Below are 20,482 nucleotides of genomic sequence, written 5' to 3'. Positions count from 1 at the left end.
GTGGCGGACTCCTACGGGTTGGTGTGTAAACCCTATTTTTCGAGTAGAGGCGGGTGTCGCGGCGAGGGTTCTGCCGAGAGGGTGGGAGCCATTGTACGAGTTCAAACCTAGGATTACGGAGAAGCGTTGGGATCCTAGCCTCGAGGAGGAGCTTATCAAGAGGTGGGAGGAGGAGGGTCTCTACCGCTTCGACTGGAAGCCTGGGGACCCGCGCCCCGTTGTCGTCATAGACACGCCTCCCCCATACCCCAGCGGTAAGTGGCATGTGGGCGGCGCGGCGCACTACGCGCAGATCGATATGATGGCGCGGTATCTGCGGATGAAGGGGTACGCCGTCCTAGTGCCGTGGTACGCCGATCGTAATGGTCTGCCCGTGGAGGTTGCAGTGGAAAAGAAGTATGGGATAGTGGCGCACGAGGTGGCCAAGACGAAAGAGGGGCGTCTCAAGTTCCTCGAGATGTGTAAGAGGGAGCTTGACCGTGTCGAGGAGGAGCTTGTGAGGATATGGAAGAGGCTGGGGTGTAGCTTCGAGTACTGGAGGAGTGGGACGGACTCGCCAGAGTACCGGAGGCTCACCCAGGCCACCTTCATAGAGCTGTGGAGGCGCGGGCTCGTCTACGAGGCGGAGCACCCGGTCGAGTGGTGCCCGCGCTGCAGGACTAGCCTCAGCGAGGCCGAGATAGAGCACCGTGACGAGGAGGGTTACCTCTACTATGTGAGGTGGAAGGTGAAGGAGACCGGCGAGGAGATAGTCATAGCGACGACGAGGCCCGAGCTCATCGGCGCTACTGTCGCCGTGGTCTTCAACCCGGAGGATGAGAGGTACAAGCACCTGCTAGGTAAGCACGCGATAGTCCCGGTGTATGGGTACGAGGTGCCCATCCTCACCCACAAGTACGTCGACCCGAAGTATGGTACTGGCATAATGATGGTCTCTACGTATGGCGACTGGAGGGACGTCGAGATAATCCGCGACCTGGGGCTCAAGCCCAGGCTCCTCGTGAAGCCCGATGGCACGCTCAACGAGATGGCAGGGCCTCTTGCAGGCCTGCCGGTGAGGAAGGCTCGCGAGGAGATGGCCAGGCTGCTTGAGGAGAAGGGGCTGCTAGTGAAGAAGCAGAGGATAACACACAGCGTGCCCGTCTGCTGGCGTTGTAAGACCCCGGTCGAGATCATTCATGTGAAGGAGCTGTTCCTAAAGCAGCTGGAGTTCCGCGAGGAGCTCAAGAAGATTGTTGAGAGGATGAAGTTCCATCCCGAGAAGCACCGGAAGAGGCTCATAGAGTGGATTGATAGTCTGCGCATCGACTGGCCGATATCCAGAACCAGGTTCTATGGCACTGAGATACCACTCTGGACGTGCAGGAAGTGTGGCGCCAAGCTCGTCCCGGAGCCCGGTCGCTACTACCGCCCGTGGCTCGAGGAGCCACCGTGGGACAAGTGCCCCAAGTGTGGCGCGCCTCGCGAGGAGCTCGAGGGAGAGACGAGGGTCTTCGACACGTGGTTCGACAGTAGCATCTCGGTGCTATACGCCTCGGGGTACATGAGGCGCCCGGAGCTCTTCGAGACTGTGTGGAAGGGCGAGGTACCCTCCACGATAAGGCCGCAGGGTGTTGACATCATACGCACGTGGCTGTACTTCACGGTTCTCAGGGTCTATCAGTTGCTCGGTAAGCCTGCCTTCGAGAGGGTGCGCGTCAGTGGCATGGGGCTGGACCCGAGAGGCAGGCCGATGCACAAGAGCCTCGGGAACGTCATAGACCCGGAGCCGGTCATAGCGAAGTATGGCGCGGATGCCTTCCGCTTCTGGGCTGCTGCTGCAGCCAAGCTGGGCGACGACTACCGGTTCTCCGAGCAGGTGTTGGAGACTGGCAGGCGCTTCGCAACCAAGCTATGGAACATTGCGAGGTTCATCTCGCAGTTCCCCGACCCGAGGAGAGAGGGCATCAACTACAAGCTAAGGCCTCTCGACGAGGCGCTACTCGCCAAGCTCTCAGAGACGATACGTAGGGTGGACGAGGTGATGGGCGGGGAGCTAGACTTCCACGACCCGATACACGCGATATACGAGTTCACCTGGCACGTGTTCGCCGATCACTACATCGAAGTCGTGAAGTCTCGCGCGTACAACAGGGATGGCAAGTGGAGTAGGGAGGAACAGGCGGGGGCGTGGTACACGCTTCACACGGCGCTGGACGCTGTGCTCCGGATGCTCGCACCGATAATGCCGTTCGTCACGGACGCGCTCTACAGGAGGCTCTACGGTGAGAGCGTGCACAAGCAGAAGTTCCCGGAGCCGATCGAGACAAGCATGAAACCCGAGGACTTCGAGCTAGTAATGAAGCTGGATAGCACGATATGGGGCCTCAAGAAGAAACTAGGCCTTAGGCTATCCCAGGAGCTGCCTGGCGCTATACACGTCAAGGACGAGAGGTACAACCTCTTCAGGGAGGAGCTAGAGGCTCTCCACAAGACCAGGATAGTGGTTGGCGAGCCGCCCGAGGGCGCCGAGGAGATAGCCGAGGGCATTTATTGGGCGAAGTAAGCGCCCGGGCGTCACACTCTACCCCTCCACACCTCCACCTCTTTCGAACTCCCTTCGACACGTGGCGCCCTTCTAGGCCCTATGGTTTCTAGCAGCGGCGTCTCGCCGCTCTATACACTGGGTTGTTAGGCCGGGGGCGTGCCCCTTGAGGCGTGTAGACAAGCTCAACATAGTTGTTATGCTTCCGCCGGATCTTGCAGAGTCGCTGCGAGGGCTTGGAAGCAGCGTGAAGCAGAGCATGCTTGATCAGCTTGCTTCCGCGCTCGAATCGGGTGATGTTAAGCCGGAAGAGCTTCCAGATGACCCGTTGCGCTGCGCTAGAGGCTCCAGGCCTAAGACCGTCACGTTGCGTGCCTCTCGAGACTCCTACCAGGTGTTTAGGTCTCATGCAGAGCGTATGGGGGTGAGCGTCTCACAGTTGATAAGGAGGCTTGTAGCGTGGTACATGGGGTATGAGTGTAGGGGCGCGGCTAGGGAAGAGTAGATGCTAGCCGTTTTGCCGCGTTCGGCTGCTATGCGGTATACTCTGTGCTGCTTGTGGCCCTCGCATGTCCCAAGGTCTTGTTGGTGTTGTGGTGCGAGGGCTGTGGAGGGACGCGTTTGGCTCTTTAGATGCGTGGCTGTTGGTGTTGGGTGTGGTTTTCTGGAGGGCCCCGGGCTCCGGGCCACCCCAGAGTACATCACGTTTCAGCTCCGGCAACGTTCTTCATAGCCCGGGGCCGAGCCCACATCCGCGAGAATAATGGACGCGCTATACGCTAATCACTAGCGTGTGCACGGCAGTGTGGTTATAGCATGGTGTCTCATCCTACTCTGGATTAGTGTCGGGGTTGCTAGCTACCCCGCGTTTTATACCTGGTCTTGGTGTGCGTGGTTCAAGGGCTGCTGGTCTTGGAGAGGGTGCCGGCGGTTGTCTACGCTCCTGGTGCGCTTGGCAAGGGGCTCGGCAAGACTGCTAACGATCTCGTGATATACAAGGGTGGCGAGAGGTTTGAGATTGTCGCGGTTGTTGACCCGGAGAATGCGGGTAGAGATGCTGGTGAGGTTGTGGGTGTTGGGCCTCGCGGAATACCCGTCGTGGCTAGCCTAGAGGACGCGTTGAGGTACAAGCCGAGGGCGTTTATCATCGGCGCGGCTACTGTCGGCGGGTATATACCGCCAGGGTGGAAGAGAGACATTATCCGTGCTCTCGAGGAGGGCCTAGACGTCTACAATGGTCTCCATCACTTCCTCTCGGAGGATCCCGAGGCGGTAGAAGCTGCCAAGAAGAGCGGCGCCCGCATAGTCGACGTGAGGAAGCCTGACAAGAGCCTATTCCGCATATGGGACGGCTCCGTGCTAAAGACGCGTGCCAAGCGCGTCTTGGTCGCCGGGACTGACTGTGAGGCCGGCAAGAACATCGCGACTATGGAGCTATACCTGGAGCTTAAGAGGCGTGGTGTGAAAGCCTGTATGGTCGGCACGGGGCAGACTATGCTCCTTCTCGGCGCTAGGGGAGCGGTGATAGACGCTATACCTTCCGACTTTATCGCCGGTGTTGTGGAGAAGTTCGTCGTAGAGGCGGATGGGGACGGCTGCGAGGTTATCGTTGTCGAGGGGCAGGCTGCGATACTACACCCGGCTTATGGGCACGTAAGCCTTGGTATACTTCGTGGCGTCTCTCCCACCCACATAGTATTGGCGCACGTGCCGGGGAGGAGGGTGAGGGCGGCCTTCGAGCACCTCGGGCTGCCTATGCCGGAGCCCGAGGAGGAGCTAGAGATGCTAATGAGGCTTAACCCGTACCCCTCGGCTAGGCTAGCCGGATTGGCCCTCAACACTAGCGAGCACTACCGTGGCAAGGCTGATGAAGTGGCAAAGTTCTATGAGGAGAGGTTCTCGGCGCCGGCGGTTGACCCGCTCATACACGGGATGGGCAAGGTGGCTGAGAGGATTATCTCCGAGGGCTTCTGAGGCTTTTTAGGGTGCAGGCCCTGCCGCGCGTGTCCAGCGTCGAGGTTTTCACGCTAGAGGTTCGTGTTCGTGGCGTCTTCCGTATCGCGCTTGGCGCCGAGACCAGGGTCGAGACTCTCTATGTCAAAGTTACTCTTGACGATGGGAGTGTCGGGTGGGGTGAGGGGGCGCCAGCCCCGCGCATAACCGGCGAGTATCCACGCGCGGCTCTAGAGGCGGCTAGAATAGCCTCTCAACACTTGCCAGGCATACGCCTCCCGGAGGAGCTAAGCGACGCTCTAGAGCTACTCTCGAGGCTCTTGCCACGCTCTCCCGCTGCGAGGGCCGCGCTAGAGTCTGCGCTTCTAGACGCGTACTCGAGGAGCATTGGAGCGCCGCTCTGCGCGCTACTCGGGGGCTGTAGGAGTGAACCTCTCCGGACAAGCTTCACTATAAGCCTTGACGAGCCAGAGGTGATGGCGTCAAAGGCTGCTGAGGCTGTGGAAAAGGGCTTCCGTCGTCTCAAGTTGAAGCTGGGTGGGCCCCCTTCGCTCGACATTGCGCGCGTCGAGGCGGTGCGCAAGGCTGTCGGGGATGACGCGGAGATAATGGTTGATGCTAACCAGGCGTGGAGCCTAGCGGCGGCTAACAAGGTGATACCGAGGCTGGAGTCTCTCGGAGTAATGCTCGTCGAGCAGCCTCTACCGGCGTGGGATCTAAGGGGTCTAGCCGAGCTATCCAGGCGCTCCCCTATACCGATAGCCGTTGATGAGAGCGTAATGGACATGCACGACCTGGCGGAGCTTGTCGGGCTCGGGTTCCGGGGCGTTGTCAACGTGAAGGTGTCTCGCGTTGGTGGGCCGTTGCGCGCAGCGCGGATACTCCAGGCTAGTGTCGATATGGGTCTAGAGGCGATGGTAGGTTGTATGCTCGAGACTAGCCTCGGTATAAGTCATGCTGTTCATGCCGTCTCTACAGTCAAGCCGTCGTTTGTCGACTTGGACGCGCCGCTCCTCCTGGAGCGGGACCCGGCAGCCTGCAAGGTGTACGATGGTGTGATGGTCGCTCCGCCTAGAGGCCCTGGCGTCGGTTGTGAGCCGAGGCTATCCGTTTAACCAGCCGAACACCTCGATTACCGTGTGAGGTTGGAAGAGATGAGCCTCAATGGAGTAACAGAAATCGCAGAGAAGCTTATGGTTGAGGCTGAGAAGCTCCAGGGCGTGATACTCGCGGATGTTCGGGTAGAGCATAACGACCTGCTCTATATCCGGCTTCGTGATGGTACCGTGGATACTATCAGCCCGGGTGTCGATCGCGGCGCGTCTGTAAGAGTGTTCGTGGACGGCGGCTATGGGTTCGCCTACACTACTAGGCTCGACCTCGAGTCGCTGAGGAAGGCGTTGCACGAAGCCTATAGTATGGCGAGGGCGATGGCTGCCAGCCCAAAAAGGATGAACGTCAGGCCGTACCTGCTTGACGCTTTGGAAGCCGAGCATGTATGGCCTGTAAGCCGTGACCCCCGCGACGTTAGCATAGAGGAGAAGGTTAAGGACCTCATGGAGTTGGATAGGACGCTGACAAACCTCCTTAAGAGCATCAAGAGCCGCGATATCATATACCGCGAGTTGACTAGCGTGAAGATCTATGTGAGCACAGAGGGTAGGAAGATCAGAGAGGAGAAGAACATCACATACCTTGGTGTTGTCGCGACGGCAAGGGAGGGTGATGTGATGGCTGAGGCTATCGAGCGTGTTGGCACCACGAGGGGCTACGCGCTATGGTCGAAGAAGAGCATAGAGGATATCGCGAAGACTGTGGCCTCTAGGCTGGAGAAGCAGCTGCGAGCCAAGACGCCAAAGGCAGGCAACTACCCGGTCGTGATTGCTCCGGAGGTGCTGGGTGTATTCGTGCATGAGGCTTTCGGGCACCTCACCGAGGCTGACCTCACCCTCGCGGGTAGCGTCGTGAAGGGTAAACTGGGTCAGAAGGTTGCAAGCGAACATGTCAGCATAGTTGACGACCCGACGTTAGACGATGGCTTCGGCACATTCAAGTTTGACGACGAGGGCGTATCGGCAGCGAGAGCTGTACTAGTCGAGAAGGGTATACTCAAACAGCTGATGGTAGACCGCGTCTACGCCTCCATACTTGGCACGGACCCCACGGGTAACGCGCGGGCAGAGAGCTTCAGGGTGCCGCCGTTGATAAGGATGAGGAATACTGTGATGCTGCCGGGCGATCATAGCGTTGAGGAGCTATTCGAGGGCATAAAGTTCGGGTATTACCTCGTGTCGCACCTGGGCGGCCAGGCTAACACGGATGGCAACTTCCAAGTTGGAGTACAGGAGGCCTACGAGATAGTAAATGGCGAGATTGGTGAGCCTGTCCGCGGGCTCAGCATCTCCGGCAACACGCTAGAGACGCTCATGAACATAGATGCTGTTGGCAAGGACTTTGAGCTACACTACGGCATGTGCGGGAAGGTGCAAATGGTGTACGTTAGCGACGGTGGCCCACACGTTAGAGTGAAGAGCGTTGCTGTAGGTGGCAGAGCCATCTAAAAACCATTAGTGCATGTGAATGCCCCTGTACCATTGGCCCGGTTGGATACAAGATGGGGTTGTTTTGCAACTGGAGTTTCTGGTTGAGAAAGAGGAGCCATTACGCGTGATGCGTGTTGTGATGAGAGGCTTTGAGTTTAGAACACCTGCTGTCGCGGTGAACCCCGTCCTTGCGGTTAGGGGTGGGCATGGGGCGCCCGCTTACCGTGTCACTCTGGCACCGAGAGATACGGCTGGCAGTGTTGTCGAGAGGCTCAAGGGTAGACTTGCTAGGCTCGCTTCTAACGGCCCCGCGCTAGTGGAGAGCGTGATCGACTTCAGTCTATGCGGGGAGTGTAGGCGCATAGAGGCTCTGTTGTTAAAGCTTGGTGAGGCTGTAGCCTCGGAGTGCCCGGATATGCTCTACTGCCTCCCTCCCATAGTACTCGGTGTTAGGAGCGACCTACTACTAGACGCGTACATGGCGTTGCTTGAGGGCTACTGGGGCGCAGGCGGTGCAGGCACCTCACTGCCGCTATACGACACTAGTGTGGCTGAGAAGATCCTAAGCGAGAGTCGAGGTGGTATACTTGTGCTCGATGCTGGTAGGAGAGGGTGGGCCACGCTAGCGGCGACACTGAGACTAGTAAGGGGCGTCAAGAGCAGCCTGGTATACGTTGTCAACGCTTATCGTGGTTCCGGTCTCCCGCGGCCAGCGTACGATCTAGCATTCTTCGTGCTAGGCATAGACGTTCTGGGGTACAGCAAGCCTAGTGTGAAGCAGCTCGCCGCTATACACTCCAGCAGGTATGGCGTCAGGCCCAGCGGCCTGGAGCCAGGGAAGCTCGTCTACGTGAGAGGCGGGGAGGACGTCAATAAGGCGGCACCCGTCGTTATGGAGCGTGTAGCGGCTCTCGCAAGGCAGGGGCTCAACCCACTAGACATACTCAGAGCGTTATGCGAGAACGAGGAGTGCGAGAGACTCCTGAAAGAGGTAGCCAAGGTCGTAGGCCTGGATGAGACAGTGCCTCATAGCAACCGTAACGCACGCACGTATAACGAGTGGTACACGGCGAGAGTGCATCCGGCGACAAGTGCCGGGTAACACTTGCACCAACCTATTACAGCTTGGCGCCGTCCGAGAACTCCGGCATATGTTATGAGCCTCTCCTAAGAGCCTAAAGGAGCTTCCACCCTGGCGAAGAGCGGGCCTCTTCCTGCTTAACCGCGTAGAGATAAGCATGTCGGGGTGCATAGGCTCTATTCTCTAGCATCGTGTCAAGTTGTCGATTTTGGGGTAGCAATGGGGCGTTGTTAGGCTGCAGTGTGTCTACCTCGGGAGGGTTGCATGGATAGTGCGTCTCGTGTCCAGCTTCTTGGTTTCAGCTATGCTCAATTAAACGGTGCGTGTGTCCCCTACGCTGGGGGCTAGGTTGAGATCAGCACGCGTCCTCCTCTACTTGTTGGTAGCTCTCGTGGCTATTGACGCGGTTTTGAGTTGGTACGCTGCAGCGGAGAGTGCCTTCCCGGCCACAGCGCCCATGGGGTCACCCACAGCCTATCGTAACCTCTACCTCCACATACCCATGGCATGGGCGAGTCTCATACTCTTCACCGTGGCTACTGCAGCGGCGATAGGCTACCTGGTTACCGGGAGGGAGTCGCTCGATAGGATAGTGAGGGGTTTCGCCGCCATAGGCCTGGTTTATGCTGCGGCTACGCTAGTAACGGGCAGCGCGTGGGCCAGCGAGTCGTGGGGCGCGGCCTGGAACTGGGATCCGCGCGAGACATCAGTACTCCTACTCTTCCTCGCCTACCTCGTCTACTTCGTGATACGGGGTAGTATCCCGGACCCCGACCGTGCAAAGACGCTCAGCAACGTGTATGCAGTGGCGGCTTATGCCATGGTGCCGCTGGTCTTCATGGCGCCAGCCTTCGCCAAGGCAAGTCTACACCCGTCGTTCGAGACCGCGAGGCAGTTCCTCCGAGAGCCGCAGGTACTACCCCTCTTCGTCGGGAAGGTGCTTGTCGTGGTGGCGATAGGCGTTGTGCTTGGAATCCTGGCGTCCAGCAAGAAGCTACCCGAGAAGGAAGCCAAGGTGGCACGGGTGGCACTAGCCCTATTCGCACTCTACTCTATCTCGGCTGCCCTCCTACTCTCAGCCCCGTACTTCACAAGCCAGTTGGGCCGCGTCATAGACGCTAACGTGACACCGGACGGCATGATAACATCTCTACGCGTGAGGCCCCTCGGGGCTGGCGGTGCCGAAACGCTAAACATCACTAATGCTGGTGCCTCGGCGAGCGACCTTGTGTTCAACTTCAACCCGCCGATAGACTCTCCGATAAAGCCGGCAGTCACAACCATAGAGGGCGTGAAGAGGCCAACAATAGTCCTGCACATAATCGACCTTAAGAAGCTGGAAGAGGAGAATAGGATCGTTATCGTGAATCATTGGAGCGTCATGCTAAGCGTGGCCCTAAACGGGGTGATGGTGCTGGCAGGGTATGAGATAGCGTTGCGTCTTGCTAGGAGGAACGAGGCGCCAGAGTGAACACATTATAGCCTAGCATTAACGGGGTTTAAGGGTGGGGTATCGGGATGCCCGGTACAAGCAACAGTAAGACGAGGATGAGGGCGCTGGTCCTCGCGCTTGGCCTCTTCCTCGTCATGCTAGGTATAGGCATAGCTGCCGTCACGTCATCCGGGTATCGAAGCGTCTGCAGTCTAGCCGAGCTGGACAAGCCAGAGAAGGTGGTTGTCAGTGGCAAGGTGGCACAGCTTCAGACGGCAAGAGTCGCTGTGAAGATAGGCGATGCCGTGTTCCTGGGAACCTCCAGCTTCTCGCCGACCTACACCGTCGTCGAGAGAGTGCAAGGTAGCTTCGGTAGGCTCGACACGGACGATAGATACGCAGTGTTCGTGCTCTACGACGACGGGTGCCAGGGTAGCCCGGTAGTGGCGGTATACAGTGCGAGCACCTTCGAGTCGAGGTACGGTGCGCACGCGGTGTTCAGCGAGGAGGTCGTGGTAGAGGGCTACTATCAGCCCACGCTACACGCGGTCATATACGATCCCATGACGGGCCACATTTACTACGAGGGGCCTGTAGTTATTGTCACGCAGATCCTCAAGGGCTGCCACGAGGCCTATGGTCAAGGCGCTGCGACCACAAGCTAAACCCGAGGTTTTTCTCCTCCGTGGTATAGTCTTGTAGCCGGAGGTAGTGCTTGACAGAGGATCTTGCCGTTAACGTGCGTGAAGTCTGGAAGAGGCTCCGCACCTCATGGGTCCTTCGGGGCGTGACGCTCACGCTCTCACGTGGCGAGGGGCTTCTAGTGCTGGGGGCTAACGGCTCGGGGAAGACCACACTACTGCGCATCATAGCTGGGCTGGTTAGGCCCACTCGAGGCGAGGTTAGCGTGCTAGGCGGTTCACCCAGAGACCCTCGCGTGAAGAGACTGATGGGTGTTGTGATGCACCATAGCCTCCTCTATGGCGAGTTGACGGTGCGCGAGAACCTAGAGTACTATGCGAAACTGTATGGCGTCCGAGGGTACCGGCCCGAGGAGGACCCGGTCATCCAAGAGCTTGGGTTGCGCAAGTTCCTCGACCGTAGGGTTGAGGAGTTGAGCTTCGGGTGGAGGAGGAGAGCCGACATAGCGAGAGCCTTGATTCATAGCCCGCGTCTCCTCCTTATAGACGAGCCGTTCACGGGGCTAGATGATGACGCGCAGGCTAGCCTAGCGGGTATACTCGAGCGGCTGAGGAGAGAGGGCGTGGCTGTCATAGCCACGTCGCCAGCTGTAAACGCAGTTAAGCTGCTTGGCGGCTTCCGCGTCGCGAGGATAGTTAATGGTAGGCTAGTGGAGGGGATGGCGGCTTGAGACTAGGGAGGATAGCGGCACTCATCTGGAAGGATCTCGTGCTCGACGCTAGGAGGCTTAGCGAGGCTGGCTCGATGCTCATATTCGTTGCTGCCGCTAGCGTCCTTACATCCTACGTGGTGCGGGAGGGTGGCACGGCACAGGCTAGTGTAGTCGGTCTCCTCGCTGTCATGCTCTTCCTGGCCGTCTATACGGCGCTATCCAGTTTCATACGGGAGGCCGAGAGGGGCACGTTGGATGGTCTCCGCGTAAGCCCAGCGCTGCCCGAGGAGCTCTACACCGCCAAGCTGCTTTACAGTTTCATGCTGCTAGCCGGTACGAGCATAGCGTACAGCCTGCTCTACGCGTTCTTCTCGCAGGACTATAGCCTCCTCCGCCTCGAGACACTCCAGTTGACACTAGCGGTTAGCCTCTACACGGCCTCCGCAAGCAGCCTAGCATCATCTATACTCGTGTACAGCGAGGCTAGGGCGTTCCTCCTGCCGGTCACGATAGTTGTGCTGGTACTGCCCTTCCTCCAGGGTGTAACGCCACTAGTGCTGGACGCGGCCAGAGGCGTTACAGTATCGACCAGCAGCGTGATTGGCATGGCTGTATCGGCCCTAGGCTTCACAATGCTGACGGTGTGGCTGTCGAGATATGCGCTTGAAGCCGTGTAACGCTCCACACTTAACCTCTTAGGGCTCTATCCGTACAAGGAGGCTAGTCATGTCCAGCCAGCTTAGCATAGAAGACGCCGCTGTTCTTGCGGTGAGGAGGGCTGTAGAGGCTGGTGCTACTGAAGCCGAGGCTTACGTGGTGCAGGTTAAGGGCCACCAGGCCTACGCTAACAACAACCTGATCGTCGGCACCCGCGCGATAAGCGAGGCTGGCGTTGGTGTACGTGTAGCCGTCGGGAAGAGGATCGGGTTCAGCTATGCGAGTAGCCTAGAGTTGCGTGAGATAACCGAGGCTGCTAGGAGGGCGGTGAAAGCCGCCAAGAGCGCCCCAGAGGATCCGGAGTGGAAGGGGCTCCCCGAGCCTAGCAGCTACTATCCGACCCCCGAGGCCGTCTATGACGTGAGTATCGCGAGGATGAGGCCGGAGAGGGCTGTAGAGGCTCTATCCGAGATGATAGAGGAGGCTACAAGCGTCAAAGGGGTGACAGTAAACCGTGCAATGGTCACTGTGAGGGTGACTCGCCGTGCCATAGCATCGACTAACGGTATGCTCCTCGTTGACATAGGCACTCACGTGGACATGTGGATACTTGTTGCCGCCGAGAGGGATGGCATCACGACACCCCTAGTGTTCCACAATGTACACTCGAGGGTCTCGATACCCTCCCCGAGGCACGTAGCCAGGACAGCCGTCGAGAAGGCAACGAGGAGCTTCCGTATAGCTAAGCTAGACTCGCCAAAGAGGATGGATGTCGTCTTTGAGCCCCTGGCTTTCGCAGAGCTGCTGGAGTACACGCTGCTCCCCGCCGTATCCGGCGACAGGGTGGTGCGGGGCACAAGCCCATTCGCCGACAAGCTAGGAGAGCAAGTGTTCGACGAGAAACTCACGCTCATCGATGACGGCACGTTGAGGCAGGGGTACAACACATGGAGGTTCGACGGTGAGGGTATAGCGATGCAGAAGACCGTCGTGATAGAGAAGGGTGTGTTTAGGATGCCGCTCTTCGATCACTACTGGGCGGCGAGAGCGGGTCTCGAGAGCACAGGTAACGCTACTCGCAACGAGTACCTCTCCCCGCCACGCGTGGGCACCACCAACGTCGTAATAGAGCGTGGCGACGCCAGCATAGACGAGCTGCTAGAAGGAGAAGTGCTACTAGTACAGGGGCTGCAAGGCGCCCACTCGTCCAACCCCGTGACGGGCGAGTACTCTGTGCTAGCAGCGCCAGGCTGGATAGTCAAAGACGGCGAGTACTACCTCGCGCCAGGAGTAATGCTGGCAGGCAACATATTCGCACAACTAGCGAAGAACCTGGTAGCCATAGGCTCCTGGCACGAGGACCTACCAGGCTTCCGCTCCCCATGGGTAAGAGTGAGCAACGTGGTCGTAACCCCGCGCGTCTAGCCTATCTGCAAGGCTACAAGTCCAGAGCTTTCCCCCGACAGCATTGATAAGCTCTAATGCACAACCTACATGTTTTCGAATTCAACGAGATTAACTCTAGACGAGAATACAGCTGGAACTATGGCATGAATACTGTTTCTTTGTCTTAGTGATTGGTTATGTTGATGCAACGGCAGCTGTAATACACACGGTTTGACGGTACTAAGTATAACGGGGTTGCCGTTGGTCGGTAGTGAGCGGATCGCAGAGCTCCTGGAGAGGCCACTCCCAGCACCAAGAAGAGACCCCGTAGGCTACGCGAGTGCTCGAGTGTTAGAGGCGTTGTTAGAGTCTCTACTTGCTCTAGAGTTTCTAGAGAAAGGGTATACTCGTAATGCTGCTGGCAAGGCTTTCCAGGCATGGAAGGCTTTGATTGGAGCGTTACTAGCGCTCGAGAAGGACAGGATAGAGAAGATGCTTAGGACCGATAAGGAGAGAAGATGGATTGCCGAGAAAGGAGTAGCGAGGGTACCAACTGCAAGTCTTAAACCATTGTCGCAACTGTTGGAAGAGGCAGGTTACAAGCATCTCTCTTCTTACACGGCTATGGCGCTCAATCTACACTCGTACCAATATCATGGCCCTGATCCGAGTGGCGAGTTTTCACCGTACCCTACGAGGGAGAGTGCCGCCAAAGACATCCTACTCCTGCTAGTAGCTCTCGTGGAGCTAGTTGAGGGTAGGGTGAAACCCAGGCTAGAGAAAGAGAAAGCATGGACGCCGGAGCACCAGCAAGCATTGCAAACGCTAAGACAAAGGCTATGATTTTGCTGAACGTTATCGGGAAGTTGTGCATCGGAGGGTCACCGACGGCTTACTATCATGGCGGCCGTAGGCAAAGGCACGGTTGTGATAGTGAACTACAGTGAACCACGCCTCGGGCATCTCATCCTGGGAATAGGACAACTATGCGATGCTGCTTGTTATGCCGTTGTCTTGTTCCTCTACCGCTTCCATGTTAATGGGGGCTTCGCTGTACCGGTTACGTGGGGCTGTGAGGAGCTCAGGCGGCGTGAGGCCCTAGGGAGGGCCTATGAAGAAGGGTAGAGAAGCCGAGCCCACCACAACACGTGTAACACCTGGTATCGCCGAAACGAAATCGTCATGACAGCGGTTGTTGATAGGTTTCCCCAACACTACGTTGCGGTAAGTACAACTCTAGGCGCAGCGGCGTAAGCTGCGAAACTGAATGTGAACCCGTCACTCGCATCTATAATAGTCCTTGTTGATTAGCCTCTCGGCTACCTGCTTTACCTTCTCGACACCCTCCCTCACCTTCGGGTCGTTGATCTCTTCTTGTCTCAGCTCGTTGCTCTCGAGTATGAAGTCTAGGAGTTTGCTCTGGTAGACGCTTCGTAGTATCCTCGTGTTTGGTATGAGGCAATGCCCGCCTATCACGCTCGGGTAGTACACGGGCCGGTCCCTTAGCACCTCGTGCACCTCGGCTACAAACTCTGTTATCTTTTCGATATCAGCGCCGAACCTTAATGCCATCCTGTGAAGCTCTTGCCATGCCGCTATCATTGCCGCGCGGTAGACGGTCTCCCATAGCTTTGCGAGCTCGAGTGTCTCTGGCTCGCAGTTGCAAGGCTTAACCGGCATCCCCAATAGCCTAAGGTGCTCCGAGGCTTCGCCTAGCCGTTCTCTCGGGAGTGTGGCTACCCACTTGGGCCAGAAGCGGAGGTGCCTCTCTATGCAGGGGTGCTTGCCCCTAACCGGCGAGTAAGAGACAGGCACACCGAGCTTCTCGCGTAGCATCCTCGTGGTGCCGGGGGCTACAGTGCTGTGCACGATCACGTGTCTCGGCTCGAACCGCTCGACGTAAGCCCTGACGGCATCTAGGAAGGGTTGGTATCCTTTGAAGGGTATGGCGACGTGCAGGAAGTCTATGGGGGAGGGTACCTCCTCTAGCCGGTGGACACTCCTAGACGCGTCAATATCATACCCGTAGGTTTCGACGCCGGGAGCGTTAGAGGCTAGCCTGTATACCGCGGAGCCTACCTCACCCAGGCCCACCACGAGTATCCTTGTCGCCACGCTGCGCCCCACGCCTCCTCGCATCCAGCACCTCGAATACCTTTCTCCACGAGACGCCCCGGAGGTAGAGCAGGACGGTTAGATGGTAGAGGAGGTCGGCTACCTCCTCCGTAAGCCTCTCCGGGGTCTCGTCAAGCGCGGCAACAACCGCCTCAACAGCCTCCTCTCCAACCTTCCTGGCGACGAACCCGACGCCCTTCTCGAGAAGCTCGACAGTGTACGAGCCTCGTGGTCTGAGACGGTCACGCTCGCGTACAACCTCCTCAAGCTCCTCGAGTATATCGCACCCTCTGGTCATGTTGCTGCACCAGCCGGGCCGTTGCAAAGGGAGGCAGGCTATGGGTTTGCCCCGAGGAGCATAGGTTGTGGTGCGCCTTGCGCGCGTCGTGGGTGACGGGTGTATGAGCCTCGGGTTGTTTTACCGCCAGTCTGTACCTATGCGCTTCTCTTGGGGCGCTGTGGTATAGACTGTGGGGGTGTGGGCTTAGGGTGTCGTACCGCCCCATCTACGAGGAAGAGTATGACGGCCTCGTGTACCTAGAGTATAAGCAGGTGAGGGTCGAGAAGCCTAGCTTTATGATACTAGGGCTGCCGGATGCGGGTCTCGTCGGCGTCATAGCATCTACTCATCTCGTCCGCACGCTAGGCATGGAGGAGTATGGGGGGATAGACAGCCCCAAGCTCATGCCGCCGATAGCGGTGATAAACAAGGGGGCGCCGAGGCCACCCCTACGCCTATTCCACAAGGATAACATCATAGTGCTCGTCGCGGAGACCGCGATACCACCCGCGGCTATAAACACGCTCTCCGAGTTCATAATCGAGTATGCGAGGAGAATGTCAATAGACTATCTCGTCTCCATCGTTGGCCTCGCGGCGCCGAACAGGCTCGAAATCGAGAAGCCGAGCGTCTACTGGCTGGCAAGCAGCGACGAGGCTAAGAGCCTGGCAGAGAAGCTGGGCGTCAAGATGATGAACGACGGGTACCTCGTCGGCCCCTACGCTCTAGTCCTCAAGGAAGCCGTGAGGAAGCGCGTGAACAACCTCATACTCCTCGCGGAGGCCTTCATGGACTTCCCGGACCCGGAGGCCGCAGCCGCAGTGCTCCAGGTGCTCTCCAAGGCGATTGGGAAAGAGGTTGACGTAAAGAAGCTCCTAGAGGAGGCCGAGATGATAAGGCTGCGCATGAAGGAGCTCATGAAGCAGACTAGGCAGGCGCTTAGCGAGATGCGCAGAGGCTACGAGTACCAACCACCACTACTATACACGTAGCGAGGGAGAACGGTACACGCACCGCCACACGCCTTTTACCGGGAGGAGCTGGCACGCCTCCCTCACCACCATAAGGACGCGATAGGCGTTGATTGCTCGGTGTTTTGCATGGCGTCGCGTTAGCCCGATTAGCCTCTCGTACACCCACCCTGTACACCCCAGACCTCGGGGTGCGTGTAGCTCGCGTGTCGAGCCCATCGTCTTCGGCCCGGTGTACTCGAGGAGGCTCGGCTGGAGCCTAGGAGTCAACCTCGTGCCTTTCAAGACGTGCACGTGGAACTGTGTCTACTGTTACCTGGGTTACGCCCAGCCTGTCGTCGAGAGGAGACGTTGGATCGAGGAGAGGGTCGTAGTCGAGAAGGTGCTTGAGAAGGTGAGGAGCGTACACACGGACTACGTTACCCTTGTTGGTATCGGCGAGCCGACGCTAGCCTCGAACATCGGTAGGGTAGTCGAGCTCCTCAAGAGCGAGGTGGGCGTACGCGTCGCGGTGTTGAGCAATGGTAGCTTGTTCAATAGGGGTGTGGCGTTCGAGGTGAGTGAGGCCGACTACATCAAGGCGACGATAACCAGCGTTGATGAGGATAAGTGGAGGGTGTTGCACAACCCCGCTGCGCCGCTCAACGCGGAGGAGTTCGTGGAGGGGTTGTGGCTCGCCTCGAGGGCCGCCAAGAGCTTCCACTTGGAGGTTATGCTCGTAGACGGGGTTAATGACTCCCCGGAGGACGCGGCTAGACTCGGCAGCGTTATACGCGAGTTGGGGGTTACAAGCGTCGCTGTGAACACACCTTTCCGGCCTGGCTGGGCTCGTTGGGTAAACCCACCCGCCCCCGAGAGGGTGCTCAGGTTCGCAAGCATACTCGAGAGAGTATCGGGCCACCGGGTGGAGGTGCTCACAGGTAGGGGCCTGAGACCACCAAGGATAGACCCGAGCAAGCCAGGCGAATCCCTAGCCGAGATAGTATCGACGCACATACTATCGTGGAGCGAGGCAGTCGAGGCTCTACGTGAAGCCGGGGTAGAGAACCCCGAGGACACACTCCGCGAGCTTGTAGAGACCGGCGTCGTAAAAGCCCGGAGGGTGGGCAGCGAGACCTACCTGTACCGCGAAGACTAGAGGGTCTGGACAACGCTAGACGCTCTAAGCTAACTCTAAAACAGACGGTGCAAGGCGTATAGGCTTGGCATACCATGTTAGTGCTAGCACTATGCTCCTGCAGTCATGCGGGTGTCGCGCCTAGATAGCGACCATATATGCTGCAAAAAGGCTATGTCCCCATCTTTACGGGTGATAATCGGGTATGATTGTTGCCGATAAGCAAGGAGCGCAGACAAGAAATAGCATACTACTTCTCGGTGATTAATCCCTTATACATTGTCATACCGGTTTACTCGCTCTACCTTGCTGAGCCTGGGGTGAGCGCTAGCCTTCTAGACCTCATGCATGGCATGCACGTCGTTCTCGCTATCTTCGCGGTTTTCACGATAGTCCTTCAGCCTCTGGCTGCTTACCTGGTAGCCGACCGTGTATCGAGGAAAGGCTCGTGGCTCCTAGCGCTCCTATTCTTCAAGGCGGGTGTTCTCGCATACGTGATAGACAAGAGCCCGGCTAGGCTCGTGATAGCAGATGCGGTCTATAAGCTTGGCCTTGCTTTCCGAGGTTTAAACCCCGAGGTGATTGTGTACGAGGCCTTGAAGGAGAGAGGCGAGGAGAGAGTAGCTAGGGTGTTGATCCGCGGCGAGCTCTTCTCGCTAGTTGCTGCGGGGTTATTCCTGGTATTTGGAGAAGTGTTAGCAGCGTATGATCCTCAGCTGCCGGTCATAGCCTCGATTCTAGTATTGTTCGTGATGTTTGTCGTGTCGCTCGTGTTTATGGAGGATGTGAGACACTACCAGAGTAGTGCGAGGGGCGGTGACGGGAGATACCCGGGGTTTTGGCGGGCTGCCGCGGATTTTGCAAAACTCTTTAGCCGTGGGGAGAGTCTCCCGGCAGTGCTGGCTATCTATGCTATAGTCGTGACTGGCTATGTGCTAGCCCCATCGTCTATATTGCTACTCTACAAGTGGCTGCCTGGGAGCCACGCTATGCTCGAAGCGGTGTTGTACACTGTTGCTGGTACGACTGCGCTGCTATTGGCGCATCTCACCTTGCGCCTCTCGGGGCAGCATACGGGGGACGCCCTCGCATCGGTAGCCCTGCCAGCCATAGCCCTCTGCGCAGTTACACCACTGTTGGTGGTGGGTGATACCCTCGTTACGAGCATCATAGTGTTTCTCTTGTTGATGTTGATACCGAGGGTGTACAGACCGCTGCTCTTCACATACCTCCAGAGGTTCATCGACGGGAGGCTCAGGGCCACGGTAAACAGCCTGCTATTCAGCACGGCCAGCCTAGCCGCACTCGCGGTACCCGTATTGGGCGGGATGCTAGGCTTCAACACGATTGAGGGTATGTTGCACCTCATTCTCGGCTTCAATGCCGTACTCCTCCTAGCATGCATCTTGAGGAGGCCGCTGGCACACGCGTCACAGTCGTGATTCATTGCCATACCGGGCTGGGTCGCCGTGATGGTACAACCAGCTATGTTACCATCCTGTTGCCCGTCTAGGTTGCGTATTAACTGTTTATATCCGGTCTGGTTGGCGTTGTGGACGGTGCCCGGCTTGAATGTTAGGCTTTTGAGTCTATTGCTCGTGATGGGGTTTGCGCTGTATGCTGCTGGCGGAGTCGTGCACTCTAGTATAGTGGCGATGGGTGGCGCATTGCTGCTCATCGCTGCTCTGGGCGAGGTGACGGTCTATGGCGTCGAGGGTCTCTCGGCGAGGCTGCGGCTTAGTGGGTACTCTTCGAGCGTACTGGTCAACAGCATGGCTGTGACTCCGGAGCTCTTCGCGGCGCTAGCACTCGGGCTCAAGGGCGCCTCGGAGGGCAACGCGTGGCTCACAGAGCTGGCCCTCCTATCCGTGCTCGTCAGCGCATCCTTTAACCTCGTGGTTCTCGGGATAGTGGCGCTGAGGGCTGGGGGTGTAGGCCTCGAGAATGACGTGCTTAGGATAGAGCTGCCGCTCATGAGGGTCGCGGTCGCCGCCACCGCACTACTAGCGGGCTACGCCGTGATAGAGGCTAGCATGTCGCGGGGAGAAGTGCCAACCCCATACTCTCTGCTCATAGCACAGCTCCTCTTCTGGGTGTACTACCTGGCGCACGCAGTGAAGAGCGGACTCGGCAGGGGCGAGGCCGGACACGTGCCGCGCTACTGGGCGCTGATGCTCGTTGGCGGCGTGTTGGGCATGGTCTGGGCGGCGGAGGGGATGGCAAGCGCAGTCGAAGAGATGCTACACGAGCTGCACATAGAGCATCTCGGCGAGGCGGCGCTAGCAGTCGGCATCGCGAGCAGCAGCCCAGAGGCCGCCCTCGCACTAATCGCGGCGAAGAAGGGCAAGGCTAGAGAAGCGGCCGGAGGCCTACTGGCCGCCACGTCAACCGCACTACTCATGGTCTACCCCCTGGCGTACATCGTGCTAGCAGGCTACGTAGCACTAGACGCCTTCATGGTATACATGCTCGCAATGATAGCCACACTACTATGGGTGGCTAAGAGAAGCCTAGCACACGAGAACATGATAGACACCAGCGAAGCCCTCTACATCACACTACTATCAGCTGCCGCCATGGCAACACTAGCCATACTACGATAGCTGCGCCCACCAGACACCAACAGACAACAACACGACAAGACCATCCAAGGCAAACCGGAACCCCATAACCATGCTAGCAGGGAAGCCCGGAGAACAGCAGAACACGATAACATCACACCACGAGGATAACGAGACCCTGCACGCTAGAACCCAACCAGTTTAACGGTGTATGTTCCTGGTGGTAATGTAGATGTTCCACTCATCTCGATCTTTAACGCTTCTGATTTGTCCTTTGACATTAGGTTTCAGACTATCTCCAGTTCAAGCGGGTGTATGTTGCTGCAGCTCTTGTTGCTGCCGGTGACTAGGGCATAGTCCTACAACTCGGTTAGGTGTTTCACGTTGACGTTAATACTTCGTACTCTCGGCTACACCACTACCCTGTAGCCTGGCTTTGCCCACAGTGTAGAGTAGTACGGTGTCAGTGTGTTCGCTGCCTCGTCTCAACCCATATAATCTGATCGTT

At 57.9% G+C, this 20,482-nt stretch carries 20 protein-coding genes; 17 read left to right on the top strand and 3 right to left on the bottom strand.

The window, feature by feature from the left end; translation table 11 throughout:
- The first annotated feature begins 91 nt into the window (after nt 1-91).
- From PYRFU_RS09100 to PYRFU_RS09040, 13 genes are all read left to right on the top strand, one after another.
- Nucleotides 92-2,545 carry a valine--tRNA ligase gene (locus PYRFU_RS09100; protein ID WP_014027385.1) on the top strand — a complete coding sequence of 818 codons (2,454 nt, stop codon included), beginning with the start codon at nt 92-94 and terminating at the stop codon, nt 2,543-2,545.
- 145 nt (nt 2,546-2,690) lie between these two features.
- The gene (locus tag PYRFU_RS09095) at nt 2,691-3,029 is read left to right on the top strand and encodes a hypothetical protein (protein WP_014027384.1); all 339 of its coding nucleotides are present in this window, start codon (nt 2,691-2,693) and stop codon (nt 3,027-3,029) included.
- A gap of 416 nt (nt 3,030-3,445) precedes the next feature.
- On the top strand, nt 3,446-4,498 hold the full coding sequence (locus tag PYRFU_RS09090; RefSeq protein WP_244403942.1) for an N-acetyltransferase DgcN family protein: 1,053 nt from the start codon (nt 3,446-3,448) through the stop codon (nt 4,496-4,498).
- Nucleotides 4,499-4,509: 11 nt separating this feature from the next.
- Entirely contained in the window at nt 4,510-5,592 is a 1,083-nt protein-coding gene (locus PYRFU_RS09085; RefSeq protein ID WP_014027382.1) for a mandelate racemase/muconate lactonizing enzyme family protein, read from the top strand.
- A 39-nt stretch (nt 5,593-5,631) separates the two neighbouring features.
- The gene (locus PYRFU_RS09080) at nt 5,632-7,038 is read left to right on the top strand and encodes a TldD/PmbA family protein (RefSeq protein ID WP_014027381.1); all 1,407 of its coding nucleotides are present in this window, start codon (nt 5,632-5,634) and stop codon (nt 7,036-7,038) included.
- A gap of 64 nt (nt 7,039-7,102) precedes the next feature.
- Nucleotides 7,103-8,122 (top strand): hypothetical protein, encoded by a 1,020-nt coding sequence (locus tag PYRFU_RS09075; protein WP_048192025.1) that lies wholly within the window; start codon nt 7,103-7,105, stop codon nt 8,120-8,122.
- A gap of 328 nt (nt 8,123-8,450) precedes the next feature.
- Nucleotides 8,451-9,572, top strand: coding sequence for a cytochrome c biogenesis protein (locus PYRFU_RS10075; RefSeq protein ID WP_014027379.1), 1,122 nt, complete (start codon nt 8,451-8,453; stop codon nt 9,570-9,572).
- Between the two features lie 47 nt (nt 9,573-9,619).
- Nucleotides 9,620-10,198 carry a hypothetical protein gene (locus tag PYRFU_RS09065; RefSeq protein ID WP_014027378.1) on the top strand — a complete coding sequence of 193 codons (579 nt, stop codon included), beginning with the start codon at nt 9,620-9,622 and terminating at the stop codon, nt 10,196-10,198.
- Between the two features lie 50 nt (nt 10,199-10,248).
- Nucleotides 10,249-10,905: an ABC transporter ATP-binding protein gene (locus tag PYRFU_RS09060; RefSeq protein ID WP_014027377.1), complete on the top strand. Its 657-nt coding sequence runs from the start codon at nt 10,249-10,251 to the stop codon at nt 10,903-10,905.
- A complete protein-coding gene (locus PYRFU_RS09055) occupies nt 10,902-11,564 on the top strand; it encodes an ABC-2 type transporter (protein WP_014027376.1) in 663 nt (220 codons plus the stop codon). The genes PYRFU_RS09060 and PYRFU_RS09055 overlap by 4 nt, the downstream gene beginning before the upstream one ends.
- A 49-nt stretch (nt 11,565-11,613) precedes the next feature.
- The gene (locus PYRFU_RS09050; RefSeq protein ID WP_014027375.1) at nt 11,614-12,969 is read left to right on the top strand and encodes a TldD/PmbA family protein; all 1,356 of its coding nucleotides are present in this window, start codon (nt 11,614-11,616) and stop codon (nt 12,967-12,969) included.
- Nucleotides 12,970-13,191: 222 nt separating this feature from the next.
- On the top strand, nt 13,192-13,773 hold the full coding sequence (locus PYRFU_RS09045) for a PaREP1 family protein (RefSeq protein ID WP_244403851.1): 582 nt from the start codon (nt 13,192-13,194) through the stop codon (nt 13,771-13,773).
- Between the two features lie 57 nt (nt 13,774-13,830).
- Nucleotides 13,831-14,055, top strand: coding sequence for a hypothetical protein (locus PYRFU_RS09040; protein ID WP_014027373.1), 225 nt, complete (start codon nt 13,831-13,833; stop codon nt 14,053-14,055).
- A 153-nt stretch (nt 14,056-14,208) separates the two neighbouring features.
- On the opposite strand, the gene PYRFU_RS09035 is transcribed toward PYRFU_RS09040, so the two are convergent.
- Together PYRFU_RS09035 and hisE are read right to left on the bottom strand one after the other, a co-directional pair.
- Nucleotides 14,209-15,069 (bottom strand): GDP-mannose dehydrogenase, encoded by an 861-nt coding sequence (locus PYRFU_RS09035; RefSeq protein WP_014027372.1) that lies wholly within the window; start codon nt 15,067-15,069, stop codon nt 14,209-14,211.
- Nucleotides 15,011-15,343, bottom strand: a complete 333-nt coding sequence (gene hisE, locus PYRFU_RS09030) for a phosphoribosyl-ATP diphosphatase (RefSeq protein WP_048192023.1) — start codon at nt 15,341-15,343, stop codon at nt 15,011-15,013. The genes PYRFU_RS09035 and hisE overlap by 59 nt, the downstream gene beginning before the upstream one ends.
- Before the next feature lie 191 nt (nt 15,344-15,534).
- Between hisE and PYRFU_RS09025 the strand changes: the two genes are divergently transcribed.
- On the top strand, nt 15,535-16,317 hold the full coding sequence (locus tag PYRFU_RS09025; RefSeq protein WP_014027371.1) for a proteasome assembly chaperone family protein: 783 nt from the start codon (nt 15,535-15,537) through the stop codon (nt 16,315-16,317).
- Here the strand turns inward: PYRFU_RS09025 and PYRFU_RS10585 are convergent.
- Complete coding sequence (locus tag PYRFU_RS10585) at nt 16,306-16,581, bottom strand: hypothetical protein (protein ID WP_167827922.1); 276 nt, start codon at nt 16,579-16,581, stop codon at nt 16,306-16,308. The two genes, PYRFU_RS09025 and PYRFU_RS10585, sit on opposite strands and share 12 nt — an antisense overlap.
- Here PYRFU_RS10585 and PYRFU_RS09020 point away from each other — a divergent pair.
- The 3 genes from PYRFU_RS09020 to PYRFU_RS09010 all read left to right on the top strand — a co-directional run bounded on the left by PYRFU_RS09020 (nt 16,571) and on the right by PYRFU_RS09010 (nt 20,016).
- A complete protein-coding gene (locus PYRFU_RS09020) occupies nt 16,571-17,434 on the top strand; it encodes a radical SAM protein (RefSeq protein ID WP_167827921.1) in 864 nt (287 codons plus the stop codon). The two genes, PYRFU_RS10585 and PYRFU_RS09020, sit on opposite strands and share 11 nt — an antisense overlap.
- Before the next feature lie 191 nt (nt 17,435-17,625).
- Nucleotides 17,626-18,855 (top strand): MFS transporter, encoded by a 1,230-nt coding sequence (locus PYRFU_RS09015; protein WP_014027369.1) that lies wholly within the window; start codon nt 17,626-17,628, stop codon nt 18,853-18,855.
- Nucleotides 18,856-18,981: 126 nt separating this feature from the next.
- Nucleotides 18,982-20,016, top strand: a complete 1,035-nt coding sequence (locus PYRFU_RS09010) for a hypothetical protein (protein ID WP_014027368.1) — start codon at nt 18,982-18,984, stop codon at nt 20,014-20,016.
- Nucleotides 20,017-20,482 lie beyond the last annotated feature (466 nt).

The sequence above is a fragment of the Pyrolobus fumarii 1A genome, from assembly GCF_000223395.1.
GTDB lineage: Archaea > Thermoproteota > Thermoprotei_A > Sulfolobales > Pyrodictiaceae > Pyrolobus > Pyrolobus fumarii.
The sequence above is the reverse complement of the archived record's forward strand: the minus strand, read 5'-3'. Positions and strand labels throughout refer to the sequence as shown.